This window comes from Dyella sp. GSA-30, from assembly GCF_027924605.1.
GTDB lineage: Bacteria > Pseudomonadota > Gammaproteobacteria > Xanthomonadales > Rhodanobacteraceae > GSA-30.
Map to the genome: position 1 here is coordinate 4507678 of NZ_AP027042.1, position 17206 is coordinate 4524883.

The 17206-nt window shown below is 63.0% G+C and carries 16 protein-coding genes; 3 read left to right on the forward strand and 13 right to left on the reverse strand.

Going from position 1 to position 17206, the window contains the following annotated elements; all coding sequences use genetic code 11:
* Positions 1-87: 87 nt before the first annotated feature.
* From truD to cyoA, 13 genes are all read right to left on the reverse strand, one after another.
* Positions 88-1113, reverse strand: a complete 1026-nt coding sequence (truD, locus tag QMG46_RS19090; protein WP_281849443.1) for a tRNA pseudouridine(13) synthase TruD — start codon at positions 1111-1113, stop codon at positions 88-90.
* Between the two features lie 30 nt (positions 1114-1143).
* Positions 1144-2577 carry a magnesium transporter gene (gene mgtE / locus QMG46_RS19095; RefSeq protein ID WP_281849444.1) on the reverse strand — a complete coding sequence of 478 codons (1434 nt, stop codon included), beginning with the start codon at positions 2575-2577 and terminating at the stop codon, positions 1144-1146.
* The gene (gene ispF / locus QMG46_RS19100) at positions 2574-3047 is read right to left on the reverse strand and encodes a 2-C-methyl-D-erythritol 2,4-cyclodiphosphate synthase (RefSeq protein ID WP_281852929.1); all 474 of its coding nucleotides are present in this window, start codon (positions 3045-3047) and stop codon (positions 2574-2576) included. Before ispF ends, mgtE begins: the two co-directional genes overlap by 4 nt.
* Entirely contained in the window at positions 3047-3757 is a 711-nt protein-coding gene (ispD, locus tag QMG46_RS19105; protein ID WP_281849445.1) for a 2-C-methyl-D-erythritol 4-phosphate cytidylyltransferase, read from the reverse strand. Before ispD ends, ispF begins: the two co-directional genes overlap by 1 nt.
* A 2-nt stretch (positions 3758-3759) precedes the next feature.
* Positions 3760-4086: a cell division protein FtsB gene (ftsB, locus tag QMG46_RS19110; RefSeq protein ID WP_281849446.1), complete on the reverse strand. Its 327-nt coding sequence runs from the start codon at positions 4084-4086 to the stop codon at positions 3760-3762.
* A gap of 21 nt (positions 4087-4107) precedes the next feature.
* On the reverse strand, positions 4108-5406 hold the full coding sequence (gene eno, locus QMG46_RS19115; RefSeq protein WP_281849447.1) for a phosphopyruvate hydratase: 1299 nt from the start codon (positions 5404-5406) through the stop codon (positions 4108-4110).
* A gap of 23 nt (positions 5407-5429) precedes the next feature.
* Entirely contained in the window at positions 5430-5642 is a 213-nt protein-coding gene (locus tag QMG46_RS19120) for a hypothetical protein (RefSeq protein ID WP_281849448.1), read from the reverse strand.
* Between the two features lie 9 nt (positions 5643-5651).
* Complete coding sequence (gene kdsA / locus QMG46_RS19125; protein ID WP_281849449.1) at positions 5652-6494, reverse strand: 3-deoxy-8-phosphooctulonate synthase; 843 nt, start codon at positions 6492-6494, stop codon at positions 5652-5654.
* Complete coding sequence (locus QMG46_RS19130; protein WP_281849451.1) at positions 6491-8161, reverse strand: CTP synthase; 1671 nt, start codon at positions 8159-8161, stop codon at positions 6491-6493. The genes kdsA and QMG46_RS19130 overlap by 4 nt, the downstream gene beginning before the upstream one ends.
* Before the next feature lie 179 nt (positions 8162-8340).
* Positions 8341-8718 carry a cytochrome o ubiquinol oxidase subunit IV gene (cyoD, locus tag QMG46_RS19135; protein ID WP_281849452.1) on the reverse strand — a complete coding sequence of 126 codons (378 nt, stop codon included), beginning with the start codon at positions 8716-8718 and terminating at the stop codon, positions 8341-8343.
* Positions 8718-9338, reverse strand: a complete 621-nt coding sequence (cyoC, locus tag QMG46_RS19140) for a cytochrome o ubiquinol oxidase subunit III (protein WP_281849453.1) — start codon at positions 9336-9338, stop codon at positions 8718-8720. Before cyoC ends, cyoD begins: the two co-directional genes overlap by 1 nt.
* A gap of 3 nt (positions 9339-9341) precedes the next feature.
* Entirely contained in the window at positions 9342-11318 is a 1977-nt protein-coding gene (cyoB, locus tag QMG46_RS19145) for a cytochrome o ubiquinol oxidase subunit I (protein ID WP_281852930.1), read from the reverse strand.
* 16 nt (positions 11319-11334) lie between these two features.
* Positions 11335-12225 (reverse strand): ubiquinol oxidase subunit II, encoded by an 891-nt coding sequence (gene cyoA, locus QMG46_RS19150; protein WP_345781804.1) that lies wholly within the window; start codon positions 12223-12225, stop codon positions 11335-11337.
* A 388-nt stretch (positions 12226-12613) separates the two neighbouring features.
* Between cyoA and QMG46_RS19155 the strand changes: the two genes are divergently transcribed.
* The 3 genes from QMG46_RS19155 (at position 12614) to QMG46_RS19165 (ending at position 17141) form a co-directional block, all read left to right on the forward strand.
* Complete coding sequence (locus tag QMG46_RS19155) at positions 12614-14410, forward strand: aminopeptidase P family protein (protein WP_281849454.1); 1797 nt, start codon at positions 12614-12616, stop codon at positions 14408-14410.
* Between the two features lie 144 nt (positions 14411-14554).
* Positions 14555-16444 carry a DNA topoisomerase IV subunit B gene (gene parE / locus QMG46_RS19160; RefSeq protein ID WP_281849455.1) on the forward strand — a complete coding sequence of 630 codons (1890 nt, stop codon included), beginning with the start codon at positions 14555-14557 and terminating at the stop codon, positions 16442-16444.
* A gap of 169 nt (positions 16445-16613) precedes the next feature.
* Complete coding sequence (locus QMG46_RS19165) at positions 16614-17141, forward strand: 3-hydroxyanthranilate 3,4-dioxygenase (RefSeq protein WP_281849457.1); 528 nt, start codon at positions 16614-16616, stop codon at positions 17139-17141.
* The last annotated feature ends 65 nt before the right edge of the window (positions 17142-17206 follow it).

Here is a 17206-nt window from a genome sequence, read left to right on the forward strand (position 1 = left end):
GTCCCGGCCTTCGCCGGGACGACGATGAAAACTGAGGCTTTCAGAAGCTTTCTGAAATCGCCCCTCCCATCATCACAGCACCATTAATCAGGCCGGGCTGTCCTGCTTGCTCTGCGCAAGTTCACGCACCACCACCGTCGCATAAGCACCTGCAGGCAATTCAAACGACAACTCCAACGCATCGCCTTCCAGCCAACGCCAGCGCAATCCCTGCGGCATCAGGCGCAATGGCCGCCGCTCTTGCTCCATCCGCGCACCGGCCAGTCCCTTGGCTAGGTCTTCGTTCGCTGCGGCGATCTCACGCTCAAGCGCACCGGCATCACCCTGCGCCGGCGTCTCACCATCGCCCCACAGCGGACCCGACGGATGAATGTCGCCCTTGGCCAGGCGCCCGGCCAGCACTTCGTCGAACGGCTCGGGGCCGAACCAAGAACGCGAACCGGCCAGCGACCAGATCTCACCGTCGAGCGGGCTGTCCCATGCCGCTCGCTCGATCCGTGCCGCGAGCAGATGGTTGAAGATCTCCGAGCGCGCGGCCGAAAGCAGAAATGCACGCTTGTCGCGATCGACACGGCGACCGGCAAACATCGCCCGCGCCTGCGCCACGTTGCCGCCTTCACGGCCGAAGCGCTGCTCGCCGAAATAATTGGGCACGCCACGCTGCGCGATCTGCGCAAGCACCTGCTCGGCCGCGGCGCGATCGCCTTCGACGTCGCGCAACACGAGCACGAAACGATTCCCGCGCAGCGCGCCGCGCTTCAACTTGCGTCGATGCCTGGTGGCCGCGAGCACCTTGGCTTCGGTCGAGGGAAATGCCGTCCAGTCCGGCTCCGGCTTACCGGCAAGCCCGACCGAAAACGTCTGCCGCGTCACAGCGTGGCGATCCTTCAGGCCGGCATAACCGACATTGAGCGGCGGCACGCCCGCGTAACGGGCCAGCTCGCGCGCCACCCAGTCGGTGTTCGCGCCACGCTTCTCCACCCACAGCAATGCGTGCTCGCCCTCGCCGTCTGCGTCATAGCCGAGAATCTCCTCGACGACGAAGTCCTCCGGAGCGACGCGCAGTCGTGCGGAGAGAGGCGGTTGGCCATAGGCGGTGGGAAGCTCGGACATGCAGTACTCGGAATAAAGGGGCGTGGCAGTTTAGGTCAGAAAGACTGTTGCCAGACCCAGGAAAATAAAAAAGCCGCCGCTATCGGTCATGGCGGTAATCAGTACGCTCGAACCCAGCGCAGGATCGCGGCCGAAACGGGTCATCAGTATCGGGATACCTACGCCACAAAACGCAGCTAGCAGCAGGTTCAAGGTCATTGCGGAGGTCATCACCACGCCGAGCGCCACGTTGCCATAGAGCAGCCACGCGACAACACCGATCACGCCGCCCCAGACCAGGCCGTTGACCAGCGATACCAGCAACTCCTTGCGCCATAGACGCTTGGCGCTATCGGTCGTGATCTGATCGAGTGCCAATGCACGCACGATCATGGTGATGGTCTGATTACCGGAATTGCCGCCGATACCGGCCACGATCGGCATCAGCGTCGCCAAGGCGACCAGCCGCTGGATCGACCCTTCGAACAGGCCGATCACGCGCGATGCGATAAAGGCGGTGACCAGATTGATCGCCAGCCACGCCCAACGATTGCGCACCGAGGCCCAGACCGACGCGAAAATGTCTTCCTCTTCGCGCAGGCCGCCGCGACTCAGCGCTTCGCTTTCGCTCTCTTCGCGGATCACGTCGAGCATGGCGTCGACGGTGATACGGCCGATCAGATGCCCGCTCGAATCGACCACCGGCGCGGTCACCAGATCGTAGCGCTCGAAGGCCTGCGCCACATGATAGGCATCGTCGTCGGGTGCAAAGGTATTGACGTCAGGCGCCATCACCTCACTGACCATCTTGTCCGGCGAATTGACCAGCAGCCAGTGCAGCGGCAACACACCGGTCAATACGTTCTCATGATTGATCACGAACAGCTTGTCGGTCTGTTCGGGCAGTTCGTCGAAACGGCGCAGATAACGCAGCACGGTTTCCAGGCTCACATCCTCGCGGATGGTCACCATCTCGAAATCCATCAACGCACCGAGTTGGTCGTCCGCATAGGACAGCGCCGATTGCACACGCTCGCGCTGCTGCGCGTCGAGGCTGGCCATCAGCTCTGGCAGCACTTCCTCGGGCAAATCCTCGACCAGGTCGGCGAGTTCGTCGGCATCGAGCGGCTCGACTGCGGCGAGGATTTCGCCCTGATCCATATCCGCGATCAACGACTCGCGTACCGCGTCGGAAACTTCGAGCAGGATTTCGCCGTCGCTATCGGATTTGACCCGGTGCCAGACGGTCAGGCGGTCGTCGAGGGGCAGCGACTCAAGTATGTAGGCAACATCGGCCGGATGCAGATCGTCGAGCTGGTCGCGCAATTTGCCCAGGATATCGTCGACGACTGCCTGATCCACAGCGAGCGCCTCGTCGTCATCGTGACGCTCGCCGGTCGCGGATCGATACAAACGCAGCAGCTCGACCACCGCCGCCATCTTTTCGTGAAGGCGAACGCTGGAGCTTTGGACCGCCTCGTTCACGACTGCACCAACAGCACGCAAGCTTGTGCCGCAATCCCCTCGCCGCGCCCAGTAAACCCGAGCTTTTCCGTGGTGGTGGCCTTGACGCTGATGTCGTCGATGCTGCAGCCGATCACCTCGGCCAGCCGCTCGCGCATCGCCTGCGCATGCGGGCCGACCTTGGGCGCTTCGCAGATCACCGTGATATCGGCATTGCCCAGGCTATAACCGCGCTCACGCATCAATTGCACGGCATGCTTAAGGAAGGCACTGCTGTCCGCATCGCGCCAGCGTTCGTCCGACGGCGGAAAGTGGCGACCGATGTCGCCCATCGCCAGGGCGCCGAAGATGGCATCGCATAGCGCGTGAATGACGACGTCGCCATCGGAATGCGCAATGACACCCTGGCGGTGCGGCACGCGCACGCCACCCAACATGACGAAGTCGCCTTCGCCAAAGACATGTACGTCGAAACCCTGGCCTATCCGCATCATGCGATCGTATTCCTTGTCTGGAGCCGGTGTAGCAGAAACTCGGCGAGCGCGAAGTCCGTCGCGGTCGTCACTTTGATATTGTCTTCGGCGCCTTCCACCAGCAGCGGCGCGAACCCCGCACGCTCCATCGCCATCGCCTCGTCGCTGACCGTGATGCCCGCATCGATGGCCGACTGCAGCGCCGCCGACAGTTGAGCGCGACGGAACATCTGCGGCGTGAAGGCGCGCCAGCGATGGTCGCGCGGCTCGGTGACCTGGCTGCGACCAGCATCGTCGGCACGTTTGAGCGTGTCGCGCAGCGGCGCACCCAGCAGGCCGCCGTCAACCTCACTGCCGCGCTCGATCAGCGTGGTGATATCCGCATGTCGCACACACGGACGCGCGGCGTCGTGCACCAGCACGAAATCGTCGGCACGAACTTCCGGCGGCAACGCGCGCAAACCGGCAAGCACCGAATCGCAGCGCTCCGCACCACCGGTAGCAGCAAGCAACGGCTTGCCCCAACTCCGATCGATACCGTTCCAACGCTCATCGTCGACCGCAAGCACGACCACCAGGCCGGCGATCAGGGGATGTGCAGCCAACTGATCGAGCGTGCGCTCGATCAACGGCCGTCCCGCCAGCGGCATGTACTGTTTGGGCATCGGACCACCGACCCGCATGCCGCGTCCTGCCGCCGGCACGACGCACCACAGCTGCGCGGCCATGCTCAAGGCCCGCCGGTCGAGGTAGCGGGCGCCGGCACAGAGCTGCCCGCTGCCGGCTTTTCAACCACCTGGTAGAACACCTCGCCGGGCTTGATCAGACCCAGCTCGCTGCGTGCGCGCGCCTCGACAGCCTGTTCGCCGTTCTTGAGGTCTTTCACATCCGCTCCCAGCGCTTGATTGCGCTGGAGCAGACGATCGTTCTCGTCACGTTGCTTCTGGACGGAGGCACGCAAGCCGTCGACTTCGCGCATGCCGCCATGACTGCCCCACAGCTTCAGCTGCAGGCCAATCAATATCAGCAACAAGATGAGCGCGACCCAACGCAGCATGGCGTGCCGTCACTCCGTCACTTAGCTCGGCAAATGGGCAAGACTGGGAAACGCGTTGCGACCGGCATAACGCGCCGCCGCACCCAGCTGTTCCTCGATCCGCAGCAACTGGTTGTACTTGGCCACGCGATCGGTACGGCACAGCGAACCGGTCTTGATCTGCGTCGCGGTCGTAGCCACGGCGATATCCGAGATCGTGGTGTCCTCGGTTTCACCCGAACGGTGCGAGACGATCGCCGCGTACTTGGCCGCATCGGCCATCGCGATGGCTTCGAGCGTTTCGGACAAGGTGCCGATCTGGTTGACTTTGATAAGGATCGCGTTGGCGATCTTCTTGTCGATGCCTTCGCGGAAGATCTTCGGGTTGGTCACGAAAAGGTCGTCGCCGACCAGCTGCACGCTCTTGCCGATCTTGTCGGTCAGCAGCTTCCAGCCGTCCCAATCGCCTTCGGCCATGCCGTCTTCGATGGTGACGATCGGATACTGCTTGGCCCAGCTCGCCAGCACGTCGACGAATTCGGCCGGGCTGTATGCCTTGCCCTCGCCTTCCAGATCGTACTTGCCGTTCTTGAAGAACTCGGAGCTGGCCACGTCCAGGCCCAGCAGGATGTCGCTGCCGATCTTGAAGCCGGTCTTGTTCACCGCTTCGAGAATGGTGTCCAGCGCTTCTACGTTGGAACGCAGGTTCGGCGCAAAGCCGCCCTCGTCACCGACCGCCGTGTTGAGGCCCTTGCCCTTCAGCACGCCCTTGAGCGCGTGGAAGATCTCGGTACCGGCGCGCAGCGCCTCGGCAAAGCTCGGCAGGCCAACCGGCAGCACCATGAATTCCTGCACGTCGACATTGTTGTCGGCATGCGCACCGCCGTTGATGATGTTCATCATCGGCACCGGCAGATCGCCGGGCTTGCCGTTGGAGAGATAGCTCCACAGCGGCTCCTTGCGCGCATTCGCCACCGCGTGCGCAGCGGCCATGGACACGCCGAGCAGCGCGTTCGCACCCAGGCGACCCTTGTTCGGCGTACCGTCCAGCGCAATCAGCTTGTCGTCGAGGCCTTTCTGATCGGCTGCGTCAAAGCCCTTGAGCGCATCAGCGATAGCGCCATTGACGTTGCCTACCGCGTTCCTCACGCCCTTGCCGAGGTAACGCGACTTGTCGCCATCGCGCAGCTCGACCGCTTCGCGCGAGCCGGTGGAGGCGCCGCTCGGTACCGCGGCGCGGCCAAAGCCGCCGCCAGCCAGTGTGACTTCCGCTTCGAGTGTCGGGTTACCGCGGGAATCGAGGATCTCACGAGCGTGAATGCGGGTGATCTGTGTCGACATTAATTGTTGCCCCTAATCGGTGATTACTTGAAGAGCCAGAACATGGCGATGGCAATAACAAGAAACAGGATGACCACGACCACGCGATAGAACCGCTGGAACCGCCGAGTGATGTTCAACGCCTGTTCCTGCTTGGCGATGGCCACCTCACTGTTCTTCCGGTAGAGCTCCAGATGCTCGCGCTGGATATCGCGGATTTCAGTCAACAACTGGACCTGCGATTCTTCCGTGGACATGCGCCTGCCTCAGGTCGGAACAATGGTGTTTTCGAGAAAACCGTGACGCTTGGTGACTTGGTCGAGTTCAAGCAAGGTCGCCAGCAAGGCTTCCATCTTGTCCAGCGGCCACGCATTGGGGCCGTCGCTCAGTGCCTTGGCCGGGTTGGGATGCGTCTCGGCGAACAGACCTGCAACACCGACCGCAACGGCTGCACGCGCCAGTACCGGCACGAACTCGCGCTGTCCGCCCGAGCTGGTGCCCTGCCCACCCGGCAATTGCACCGAATGGGTCGCGTCGAATACCACCGGACAGGCGGTGTCGCGCATCACGCTCAGCGAGCGCATGTCCGAGACCAGATTGTTGTAACCGAAGCTCGCGCCGCGCTCGCAGACCATGATGTCGTCGTTGCCGACGGCCTTGGCCTTGTCGACTACGTTCTTCATGTCCCAGGGCGACAGAAACTGGCCCTTCTTGATGTTCACCGGCCTGCCGGCGCGCGCTACGTTCTGGATGAAATCGGTCTGGCGGCACAGAAATGCGGGTGTCTGCAGGACATCCACCACCGCGGCGACTTCATTCATCGGCGTGTATTCGTGGACATCGGTCAGCACGGGCACGCCGATCTGGCGCTTGACCTCGCTGAGGATACGCAGCCCCTCCTCCATGCCCGGGCCACGAAAGCTCTGGCTGGAGGAACGGTTGGCCTTGTCGAAACTCGACTTGAAAATGAAGTTGATGCCGAGCCTGCCGGTGATCTCCTTGAGCTTGCCGGCGACGTCGAGCTGCAACTGCTCGGACTCGACCACGCAAGGACCGGCGATCAGGAAGAACGGCTTGTCGAGACCTACGTCGAAACCACAGAGCTTCATGCCGCCGACTCCTTCGCCAGCAACTGGCCTTCACGCACCGCCTTGAACTCGCGCGCGGCGTGGACAAAGCCGATGAACAGCGGGTGGCCGTCGCGCGGCGTGGAGGTGAACTCCGGATGCGCCTGGCAGCCCAGGAACCACGGATGCTTCTGACGCGGCAGCTCGACGATCTCGACCAGCAGGTCGTCCATCGACTTGCCCGACACCACCATGCCGAGGTCTTCGAACATCTGGCGATAGCGATTATTGAACTCGTAGCGGTGGCGATGGCGCTCGCGCACCACTTCCTGACCGTACAGTTCGCGCGCCAGCGTGCCGGCCTTGAGGCGGCATTCCTGTGCGCCCAGGCGCATGGTGCCGCCCAGGTCCGAACGCTCGGTACGCTGCTCGACTTCGCCGCTGGCGGTGGTCCACTCGGTAATCAGCGCGATCACCGGGTTGGGATTGTTGCGATCGTTCTCGCTCGAATCGGCGTCGGTCAGGCCGGCAACGTTGCGCGCGAAATCGACCACGGCCGCATGCATGCCGTAGCAGATGCCGAAGTACGGCACGCCGTGCTCGCGGGCGTACTTGGCCGCCAGCACCTTGCCTTCGAAACCGCGCTTGCCGAAACCGCCCGGCACCAGGATCGCGTCGGCCTTGCCCAGCACCTTGCCGGCGCCGTCGGCCTCGATCTGCTCCGAATCGATCCATGCCAGGTTGACGCGGGTCTGCTGCTTGATGCCGCCGTGGCGCAGCGCCTCGCCCAGGGACTTGTAGGCGTCCTTGTGCTCGACGTACTTGCCGACGATGGCGACGGTGATTTCATCCTTCGGATGCTCGACCGCATCGACCGTGCGCTGCCAGCTGGACAGATCGGCCGGGCCGGCGTCCAGCCCCAGGCGCTTGACGACGATATCGTCCAGGCCCTGCTTGTGCAGCCACAGCGGCTGCTTGTAGATGATATCCACGTCGTTGGCGCTGATGACCGCGTGTTCGGGCACATTGGTGAACAGGGCGATCTTGCGGCGCTCGCCTTCGGGCAGCGTCTGCTCGCAGCGGCACAGCAGCACATCCGGCTGGATACCGATCGAGCGCAGCTCCTTGACCGAGTGCTGGGTCGGCTTGGTCTTGATCTCGCCGGCGGCCTTGATATACGGCACCAGGGTCAGGTGCATGAACAGGCACTTTTCCGGGCCATGCTCGATGCGCAACTGGCGGATGGCCTCCAGGAACGGCAGCGACTCGATGTCGCCGACCGTGCCGCCGATCTCGACCAGGGCGACGTCGAAGCCACGGGTGGCCTCATGGATGCAGTGCTTGATCTCGTCGGTGATGTGCGGGATCACCTGGACGGTGGCGCCCAGATAGTCGCCGCGGCGCTCCTTGCGGATCACCGATTCGTAGATCTTGCCAGTCGTAATGGAGTTCTTGCCGGTCAGGCGGGTATGGACGAAGCGCTCGTAGTGGCCCAGGTCCAGGTCGGTCTCGGCGCCGTCGTCGGTCACATAGACCTCGCCGTGCTGAAAGGGACTCATGGTGCCCGGATCCACATTGATATACGGATCGAGCTTCATCATGGTGACCGAGAGACCGCGCGCTTCCAGAATGGAAGCAAGCGACGCCGCTGCGATGCCCTTGCCTAAGGAGGACACCACACCGCCGGTGACGAAAATCAGGGGGGTCATGGGAAGCAGCCGTGCTGGAAATCGGCATTTTAGAGGAAGACGGGCCAAGCTGCGAGATGTCATGAACGATCCCGGCCCGGGGATTCAGCCGGCCGTGGCGCCAGCGCGCCCCGAAAACGACAAAAGGAGCCCGAGGCCCCTTTTGTCTCAAACCGCTTGGCGACGCCGCCTGACGGGTGTCAGTCGCCCGTCGTCGAGGGCATGTTCATCGGCATCGGGTGCATCATGTTTTCGTTCATGTTGTGCAGCACCCACAACGAGCCGCAGACCACGATGGCAATGATCAGGCCGGTAAACAGGAAGATCGCCAGGTTGCTGCGCTGCTCCGGAGCGGTACCCATATGGAGGAAATACACCAGTTGGACCACCAACTGCGCCACCGCCAGCACCACGATGGCCGGCAGGATGGCGCCATGTGGCAGCTTGCCGCTCATGACCGCGCCGAACGAGGCCAGGGTCAGCACCAGCGACAGGGCGAAACCGACGATGTAGCTCTTCCAGCTGCCGTGCGAGCCGCTGTGGCCGGCGGCATGAAGGGAATGGGTCGCGCTCGACATCACAGCACTCCGCGCAGGTAGACAAAGGTGAACACGCAGATCCAGACGAGATCCAGGAAGTGCCAGAACAGGCTCAGGCAGTTCAGGCGGCGCTGAACCACGCCGTCCAGGCCGAACTTGTGCACCTGGTGGATCATCGTCAGCAGCCAGAACAGGCCGGCGGTGACGTGCAGGCCGTGGGTACCGACCAGGCCGAAATAGGCCGACAGGAAGGCGCTCTTGTCCGGGCCCGCGCCTTCGTGGATCAGCTTGGCGAATTCATACACTTCCATGCCGATAAAGCCGGCGCCAAACAGGAAGGTCACCGCCAGCCAGGCCTGCACCGCGCCCTTGCGGCCGGCCTGCATGCTGAGCATGGCGCCGCCGAAGGTGAAGCTGGAAATCAGCAGCAGCATGGTCTCGCCGAGCACGAACGGCAGCTCGAACAGGTCCTTGCCGCTCGGGCCGCCGGCGGTATTGCCGGCCAGCACGCTGAAGGTGGCGAACAGCACCGAGAAGATCAGGCAGTCGCTCATCAGGTAGATCCAGAAACCGAGCGTGGTCTTGGATCCGTCGTCGTGGTGCGCGTGGTCGTGATGACCGCCGTGCGCACCGCCAATATGGGAAATCGTCGTGCTCATGGCTTACGCAGCCTCCTTCAGCGCCGCAAAGCGTTCGTTCTCGATGCGTGCCACCTCGCTGGCGGGCACCCAGTAATCCACGTCGCGGTCGTAGCTGCGCGCGATGAACGAGCCGACCATGCCCAGCAGACCCAGGCCGGCCAGCCACCAGATGTGCCAGATCAAGCCAAAGCACAGAAAGAAGCCCGCCACCGAGATGTACACGCCGGCGCCGGTGTTGCGCGGCATATGGATGTCTTCGTAGCGTGCCGGACGCTTGTAGGCGACGCGGCGTTCCTTGTCTTCCCAGTGCTGATCGATATCGTCGATATGCGGCACGATGGCGAAGTTGTAGAACGGCGGCGGAGAGCTGGTCGCCCACTCCAGGGTGCGGCCATCCCACGGGTCGCCCGACAGGTCCAGGTTCTGCTTGCGCTCGCGGAAGCTCACCCAGAACTGCACCAACAGCGCGCCGATACCCAGGGCGATGATCACCGCGCCGAACGCGGCAACCACCAGATACGGATGCCAATCGGGGTTGGCATAGTGGTTCATGCGACGCGTCATGCCCATGAAGCCGAGCACGTACAGCGGCATGAAGGCCACATAGAAGCCGACCAGCCAGCACCAGAACGACACTTTGCCCCAGAACTCGTTGAGCGTGAAACCGAACGCCTTCGGGAACCAGAAATGGATCGCGGCCAGGCAACCGAACACCACGCCGCCGATGATCACGTTATGGAAGTGCGCGATCAGGAACAGGCTGTTATGCAGCACGAAGTCCGCCGCTGGCACTGCCAGCAGCACACCGGTCATGCCACCGATGGTGAAGGTGATCATGAAGCCGATCGTCCACAGCACCGGCGCGGTGAAGCGCACACGGCCGTGGTACATGGTGAACAGCCAGTTGAACAACTTCACGCCGGTAGGTACCGAGATGATCATCGTCATGATGCCGAAGAAGGCGTTGACGTTGGCGCCCGAACCCATGGTGAAGAAGTGGTGCAACCACACCAGGAACGACATCACGCCGATGCAGCAGGTGGCGTAGACCATCGACTTGTAACCGAACAGCGGCTTGCCCGAGAAGGTGGAGATGATCTCGGAGAACGCGCCGAAGCACGGCAAAATCAAAATGTACACCTCGGGGTGGCCCCACACCCAGATGAGGTTGACGTACATCATCGGGTTGCCGCCAAGCTCGTTGGTGAAGAAGTGCGTACCGAGATAACGGTCGGCGGTCAGCAGGGCCAGCGTCGCGGTCAGCACCGGGAAAGCGGCCACGATCAGGATGTTGGCGACCAGCGCGGTCCAGGTGAACACCGGCATCTGCATCATCTTCATGCCCGGCGCACGCATGCGCAGGATGGTGACGACGAAGTTGATACCGGTCAGCGTGGTGCCCAGGCCCGATATCTGCAGCGACCATATGTAGTAGTCGACGCCGGTGGTGGGGCTATATCCCAGCTCCGACAGCGGCGGATAGGCCAGCCAGCCGGTGGCGGCGAAATCGCCGACGAACATCGACAGCATCACCAGTACCGCACCGACGGCCGCCAGCCAGAAGCTCAGCGAGTTCAGGAACGGATAGGCCACGTCGCGCGCGCCGATCTGCAGCGGCACGATCACATTCATCAGGCCGACGATCAACGGCATCGCCACGAAGAAGATCATGATCACGCCATGGGCGGTGAAGATCTGATCGTAATGATGCGGCGGCAGGTAGCCGGCAGCGTCGTTGTTGGCGATGGCCTGCTGCATGCGCATCATGATCGCGTCGGCAAAGCCGCGCAGCAGCATCACCAGCGCCAGGATGATGTACATCACGCCGATGCGCTTGTGATCGACCGAGGTAAACCATTCCTTCCACAGGTAGGTCCACTTGCCGTAATAGGTGATCGCACCCAGCAAGGCCAGGCCACCGACAATGACGACGACCAGCGTGCCCATGATGATCGGCTCGTGGAACGGAACCGCATCGAGCGTAAGTTTTCCGAAAATCTGACTCAGCATGAGGTCACTCCGCGACCTTGGTTTCTGCGTGATGCATTGGCATGGGCATGTCCATCGCCATCGACTTGTCGCCGTGGGACATATCCATACCCATGTACTTGTTGACGATCGTGTCGAAGAAATTCGGCGCGACGGTCGAGTAATAGGTCACCGGCAGCTTGGTGCTCGGCTGCGCCAGGCTTGCGTAGCTGGTGGCGTCGAGCGCCTGCGGCGCTGCCTTGGCCTGCTTGATCCAGTTATCGAAGCCTTCCTGGGTGGTGGCGACGGCATCGAAGCGCATATCGGAGAAGCCCGCACCGCTGTAGTTGGCCGACAGGCCGCGGTAGACCCCGGGCTCATTGGCGATCAGGTGTACCTTGGTTTCCATACCGGCCATCGAATAGACCTGGCTGCCGAGCTGCGGGATGAAGAACGAGTTCATCACCGTGTCGGAGGTGATGCGGAAATTCACCGGCACGCCGACCGGCATCGCCATCTGGTTGACCGAGGCCACACCGTAGTCCGGGTAGATGAACAGCCACTTCCAGTCCATCGAAACCACTTCGACGGTGATCGGCTTGACGTCCGATTCCAGCGGCTTGTACGGATCGAGCGAATGCGAGGTGCGCCAGGTGATGACCGCAAGAATGCCCACGATGATGCACGGCACCGTCCACACCACCACTTCGATGGCGGTCGAGTGCGCCCACTTCGGCTTATAGGCGGCTTTCTTGTTCGAGGCGCGGAAACGGTAGGCGAACAGCAGGGTCATTACGATGACCGGGATGACCACGACCAGCATCAGGCCGAGCGCAGTGAGAATCAGCGTGCGCTCCTGCATGCCGATATCGCCCTTGGGCGACATAAGCTCGGTACTGCAACCGGCGAGCAACACGACAGCGCCTACGCAGAACATGCGCAAGACAGAGGCGAGGGATTTTTTAATCACGGTCTACCTGACGATCTTGGGGTACGCCATCGGGGATTTGGCGCCGGGCGCATTCTAGCGAGGCGATAGCGCACCTTCATCGTTACGAGACAAGATGCCGCGCCTTGCGCGTCGCGCGTTGCTGGTGTACTGCACGCCAACTTTGCGCATCGATGTCACCGTCATGACGATCGTTACAGCATCGTGTTCCAGGCGATGATGAGGAAAATGGCTTGGTGATCGCATTCACTCGTATCGGTCGGGCAAAGCCACATCAAGGCCCCGGTTCGCGAGATGGCAAGAAGGTACGAAACAGGCGAGTTTCGCTGCGTCACTTCGCCACACTCGCACGCATCAGCGCTGGTACCATGCCGCCATGAATTCGATCCCCGAACGCATAGCCGCCCTACGCCACGCCATGCAGACCCATCGCGTGGCCGCCTGCCTGATTCCCAGCGCCGATCCGCACCTGTCCGAATACTTGCCTGAACACTGGCAGGCGCGCGCCTGGCTTTCGGGCTTTACGGGTTCGGCCGGCACGCTGGTTGTCACCGCAGACCACGCCGGCGTATGGACGGATGGACGCTACTTCGAACAGGCGCAGCATCAGCTCGAAGGGACCGGCGTAGTGCTGATGAAGCAGAAGCAGGCCCACGCCCCCGAACACCTGACCTGGCTGGAACAGCAGCTCGGCGAAGGCGCGGTACTGGCGATCGCAGGCGACAGCATCGCGGCCGGCGCGGCGCAGGGCATCACACGCCGCATGGCGGCGATCGGCGCCCGCCTGCGTACCGATCTCGACCTGCCCGGAATGATCTGGAGCAATCGCCCGGCGCTGCCGCGCGCCCCGATCGTCGAGCACCCCCTGCACTACGCCTGTGTCAGCCGGGCCGACAAGTTCAGTCGCCTGCGCACCTCGATGCGCAAGCTCGGCGCAACGAGGCACCTGATCAGCAGCCTGGATGACATCGCCTGGCTGACCAACCTGCGCGGCAGCGACGTCGAGTGCAATCCGGTCTTTCTCGCCCATCTGCTGGTGGACGCGGACGATGGCGCGACGCTCTTCGTCGATCGCGGCAAGCTCAACGACACGCTGGTCGGTGCTCTCGCCGCCGACGGCATCGCCATTGCCGACTACGCAACCATCGGCGACGCACTGGGCGAGCTGCGTGCCAACGATGCCCTGCTGTTCGATCCCAACCGCGTGGTCAGCGCGGTAGCCGATGCGATCGCGCCAGCCGCGCGGCGCATCGAAGCGGCCAATCCGACCACCTTGTTCAAGGCGCGCAAGAACGCCGACGAGCTGGCCCATATCCGCGAGGTCATGCGTCGTGACGGCGCCGCGCTGGTGCGCGCGTTCCGGCGTCTGGAAGAACGGCTTGCCGCCGGCATGACGCAGACCGAACTCGACGTCGACACCTTGTTGCGAGAGGAACGCTCGGCGCAGGCCGACTTCGTCGGCGAAAGTTTCGCCACCATCGCCGGCTATCAGGCCAACGGCGCCTTGCCGCACTACCGTGCCATGTCCGAGGCGCACAGCACCCTGCAACGCCAGGGACTCCTGCTGATCGATTCGGGCGGCCAGTACCTGGGCGGCACGACCGATATCACCCGGGTGCTGGCGCTGGGGCCGACCACCGACGACCAGCGCCGCGACGCCACGCTGGTGATGAAAGGCATGATCGCGTTGTCTCGCGCACGCTTTCCACAGGGCGCCAGCGGCCCGCAACTCGACGCACTGGCACGCGCTCCGCTGTGGGCCGGCGCGATGGACTATGGCCATGGCACCGGCCACGGCGTGGGTTACTTCCTGAATGTGCACGAAGGCCCGCACGGCATTCGCCAGCCAGCGCCAGGCGGCGCCCTGGTGCCGCTGGAACCGGGCATGATCAGCTCGATCGAGCCAGGCCTGTACAAGCCAGGCCGCTACGGCATCCGCCACGAGAACCTGGCGGTGGTGGTCGAGGCCGAGCAGAGCGAGTTCGGTGCGTTCTACGGCTTTGAAACGCTCACGCTGTGCCCGTTCGATCGGCGCGCGCTGGAGCCGAGCCTGCTCAACCCGGAAGAACGGGCCTGGCTGGACGATTACCACGCGGCGGTGCGCGCTGCGCTGGCCCCGATGCTGGAAGAGGCAGACCTGGCTTGGCTGGAGCGGCACTGCGCTCCGTTATAAAGCGCTTCCTCTGGGCCTTGTCAGCCTCAAACTTTGCGACAGCCCACGGCTACCGTGTACGGAACCCGCCTCCTGCCTCAAAACTTGACCTCCCGTCGCCCGACACCCATTCTCCCGCGCCTGACCTGAGTAACCTGGCTACGCATGAACACCCGCTATAACGCCGCCGATATCGAAGTCCTTTCCGGCCTTGACCCGGTCAAGCGCCGCCCCGGCATGTACACCGATACCACGCGCCCGAACCATATGGCGCAGGAAGTCATCGATAACTCGGTGGACGAAGCCCTGGCCGGGCACGCCAAGAACATCGAGGTCATCGTGCATAGCGACGGCTCGGTCGAGGTGAGCGACGACGGCCGCGGCATGCCGGTGGACATCCATCCGGAAGAAGGCATCCCGGGCGTCGAGTTGATCCTGACCCGCCTGCATGCGGGCGGCAAGTTCTCCGGCAAGAACTACAACTTCTCCGGCGGCCTGCACGGCGTGGGCGTATCGGTGGTCAACGCATTGTCCGATCGCGTGGAGGTCACCATCCGCCGCGACGGCAACGAATACCGCATGGCGTTCGAGCACGGCGACCGTGTCAGCGAACTGGAAGTCATCGGTACTGTGCCGAAGAAGAAGACCGGCACCACCGTGCACTTCTGGCCGGAAGCGAAGTATTTCGATTCGCCCAGGATTTCGCTCTCCAAGCTCAAGCATCTGCTGCGCGCCAAGGCCGTGCTGTGCGCCGGCTTGAACGTGAAGCTCACCGACGAAGCCAGCGGCGAAGTCATCCAGTGGCATTACGAAGACGGCCTCAGCGACTATCTGCGCGGTGAGCTCGATGGCGCCGAGCTGCTGCCGGCCGAATTGTTCGTGCATCACGTCGCACGCGACACGGAAGGTCTCGACGTCGCACTGGCCTGGATCCCCGAAGGTGAACTGGTCCAGGAAAGCTATGTCAACCTGATTCCCACCGCGCAAGGCGGCACGCACGTCAACGGCCTGCGCTCGGGCCTGACCAATGCGATCCGCGAATTCTGCGACTTCCGCAACCTGCTGCCGCGCGGCGTCAAGCTCGCGCCTGAAGACGTGTGGGAACGCCTCGCCTTTGTGCTGTCAGCCAAGCTGCAAGACCCGCAGTTCGCCGGCCAGACCAAGGAACGCCTGTCCTCGCGCCAGGCCGCGGCCATGGTGGAAAACGTCGTGCACGATGCTTTCAGCTTGTGGCTGAACCAGCATGTGGATCTGGGCGAACGCATCGCCCAGCTGGCGATCGAACGTGCCAGCGCGCGCCTGAAGGCCGCCAAGCAGGTCGTACGCAAGAAGATCACCCAGGGCCCCGCCCTGCCCGGCAAGCTGGCCGACTGCTCGGCCACCGATCTCACCCGCACGGAACTGTTCCTGGTCGAGGGCGATTCGGCCGGCGGCAGCGCCAAGCAGGCGCGCGACAAGGACTTCCAGGCGATCCTGCCGCTGCGCGGCAAAATCCTCAACACCTGGGAAGTCGAGTCGACCTCGGTGCTGGCCTCCGAGGAAGTCCACAATCTGGCCATCGCCATTGGCTGCGATCCGGGCAAGGACGATCTTTCCGGGCTGCGTTACGGCAAGGTCGTGATCCTGGCCGACGCCGATTCGGACGGTCTGCATATCGCCACCCTGCTCGCCGCGCTGTTCCTGCGTCACTTCCCGTCACTGGTGCGCGAAGGCCACGTGTTCGTCGCGATGCCGCCGCTGTTCCGCGTCGACGTGGGCAAGCAGGTGTTCTATTGCCTGGACGAAAACGAAAAAGCAGCGATGCTGCAGAAGATCGAACGCGAGAAGATGAAGGGCCAGGTCAGCGTCACCCGCTTCAAGGGTCTGGGCGAGATGAACCCGGGCCAGTTGCGCGAGTCGGCGATCCACCCCGATACGCGCCGCCTGGTGCAGCTCACCATCGAGGAAGGCGATGCCACCGCCAAATTGATGGACATGTTGCTGGCCAAGAAGCGCGCCAGCGATCGCAAGGCATGGCTGGAAGAGAAAGGTGATCTGGCTACGCTGGAAGTCTGAAAGTCAGGAGTGAGTGGAGAGGAGTGAGGAGTGAGGAGTGAGAGTGCCGGCTTTTACTCACTCCTCACTCCTCACTCCTCTTCACTCACTTCCACCCCAAAAGAAGCGGCTCGCTTTTCTCCCGACAACGGGGCTAATGTAAGCATATCGCTTTCGTGGAATGTCTCGCATGAGCCTCTCCCCACCGCTTAACCTGCAACGCTGGATCGACGAACATCGGCACTTGCTCAAGCCGCCGGTCGGCAACAAATGCATTGTCGATGGCGACTTCATCGTGATGATCGTCGGCGGGCCGAATGCGCGCACTGACTATCACCACGACGAAGGTCCGGAGTATTTCTACCAGCTCGAAGGCGAGATGGTGCTGAAGGTGCAGGACGAGGGTCAGGCACGCGACATCCCGATCCGGGCCGGCGAGATGTTTTATCTGCCGCCGCGCGTGCCGCATTCGCCGCAACGCATGCCCGACTCGATCGGGCTGGTGATCGAACGCCGCCGTCTTGCCCACGAAAAAGACGGGCTGCTGTGGTTCTGCGAGCGGTGCAATCACAAGCTGTATGAAGAGTATTTCGTGCTTGACAGCATCGAGCGCGATTTCCCGCCGGTTTTCGAACGGTTTTATCGCTCGCGTGATGCGCGTACTTGCGATGCTTGTGGGCATTTGAATCCGGCGCCGGCGAAGTACGACGCGGCTTAAGAGCCCCCTCACCCCAGCCCTCTCCCCCGGCGAAGCCAGGGGAGAGGGAGCTGACTGAGGCGACC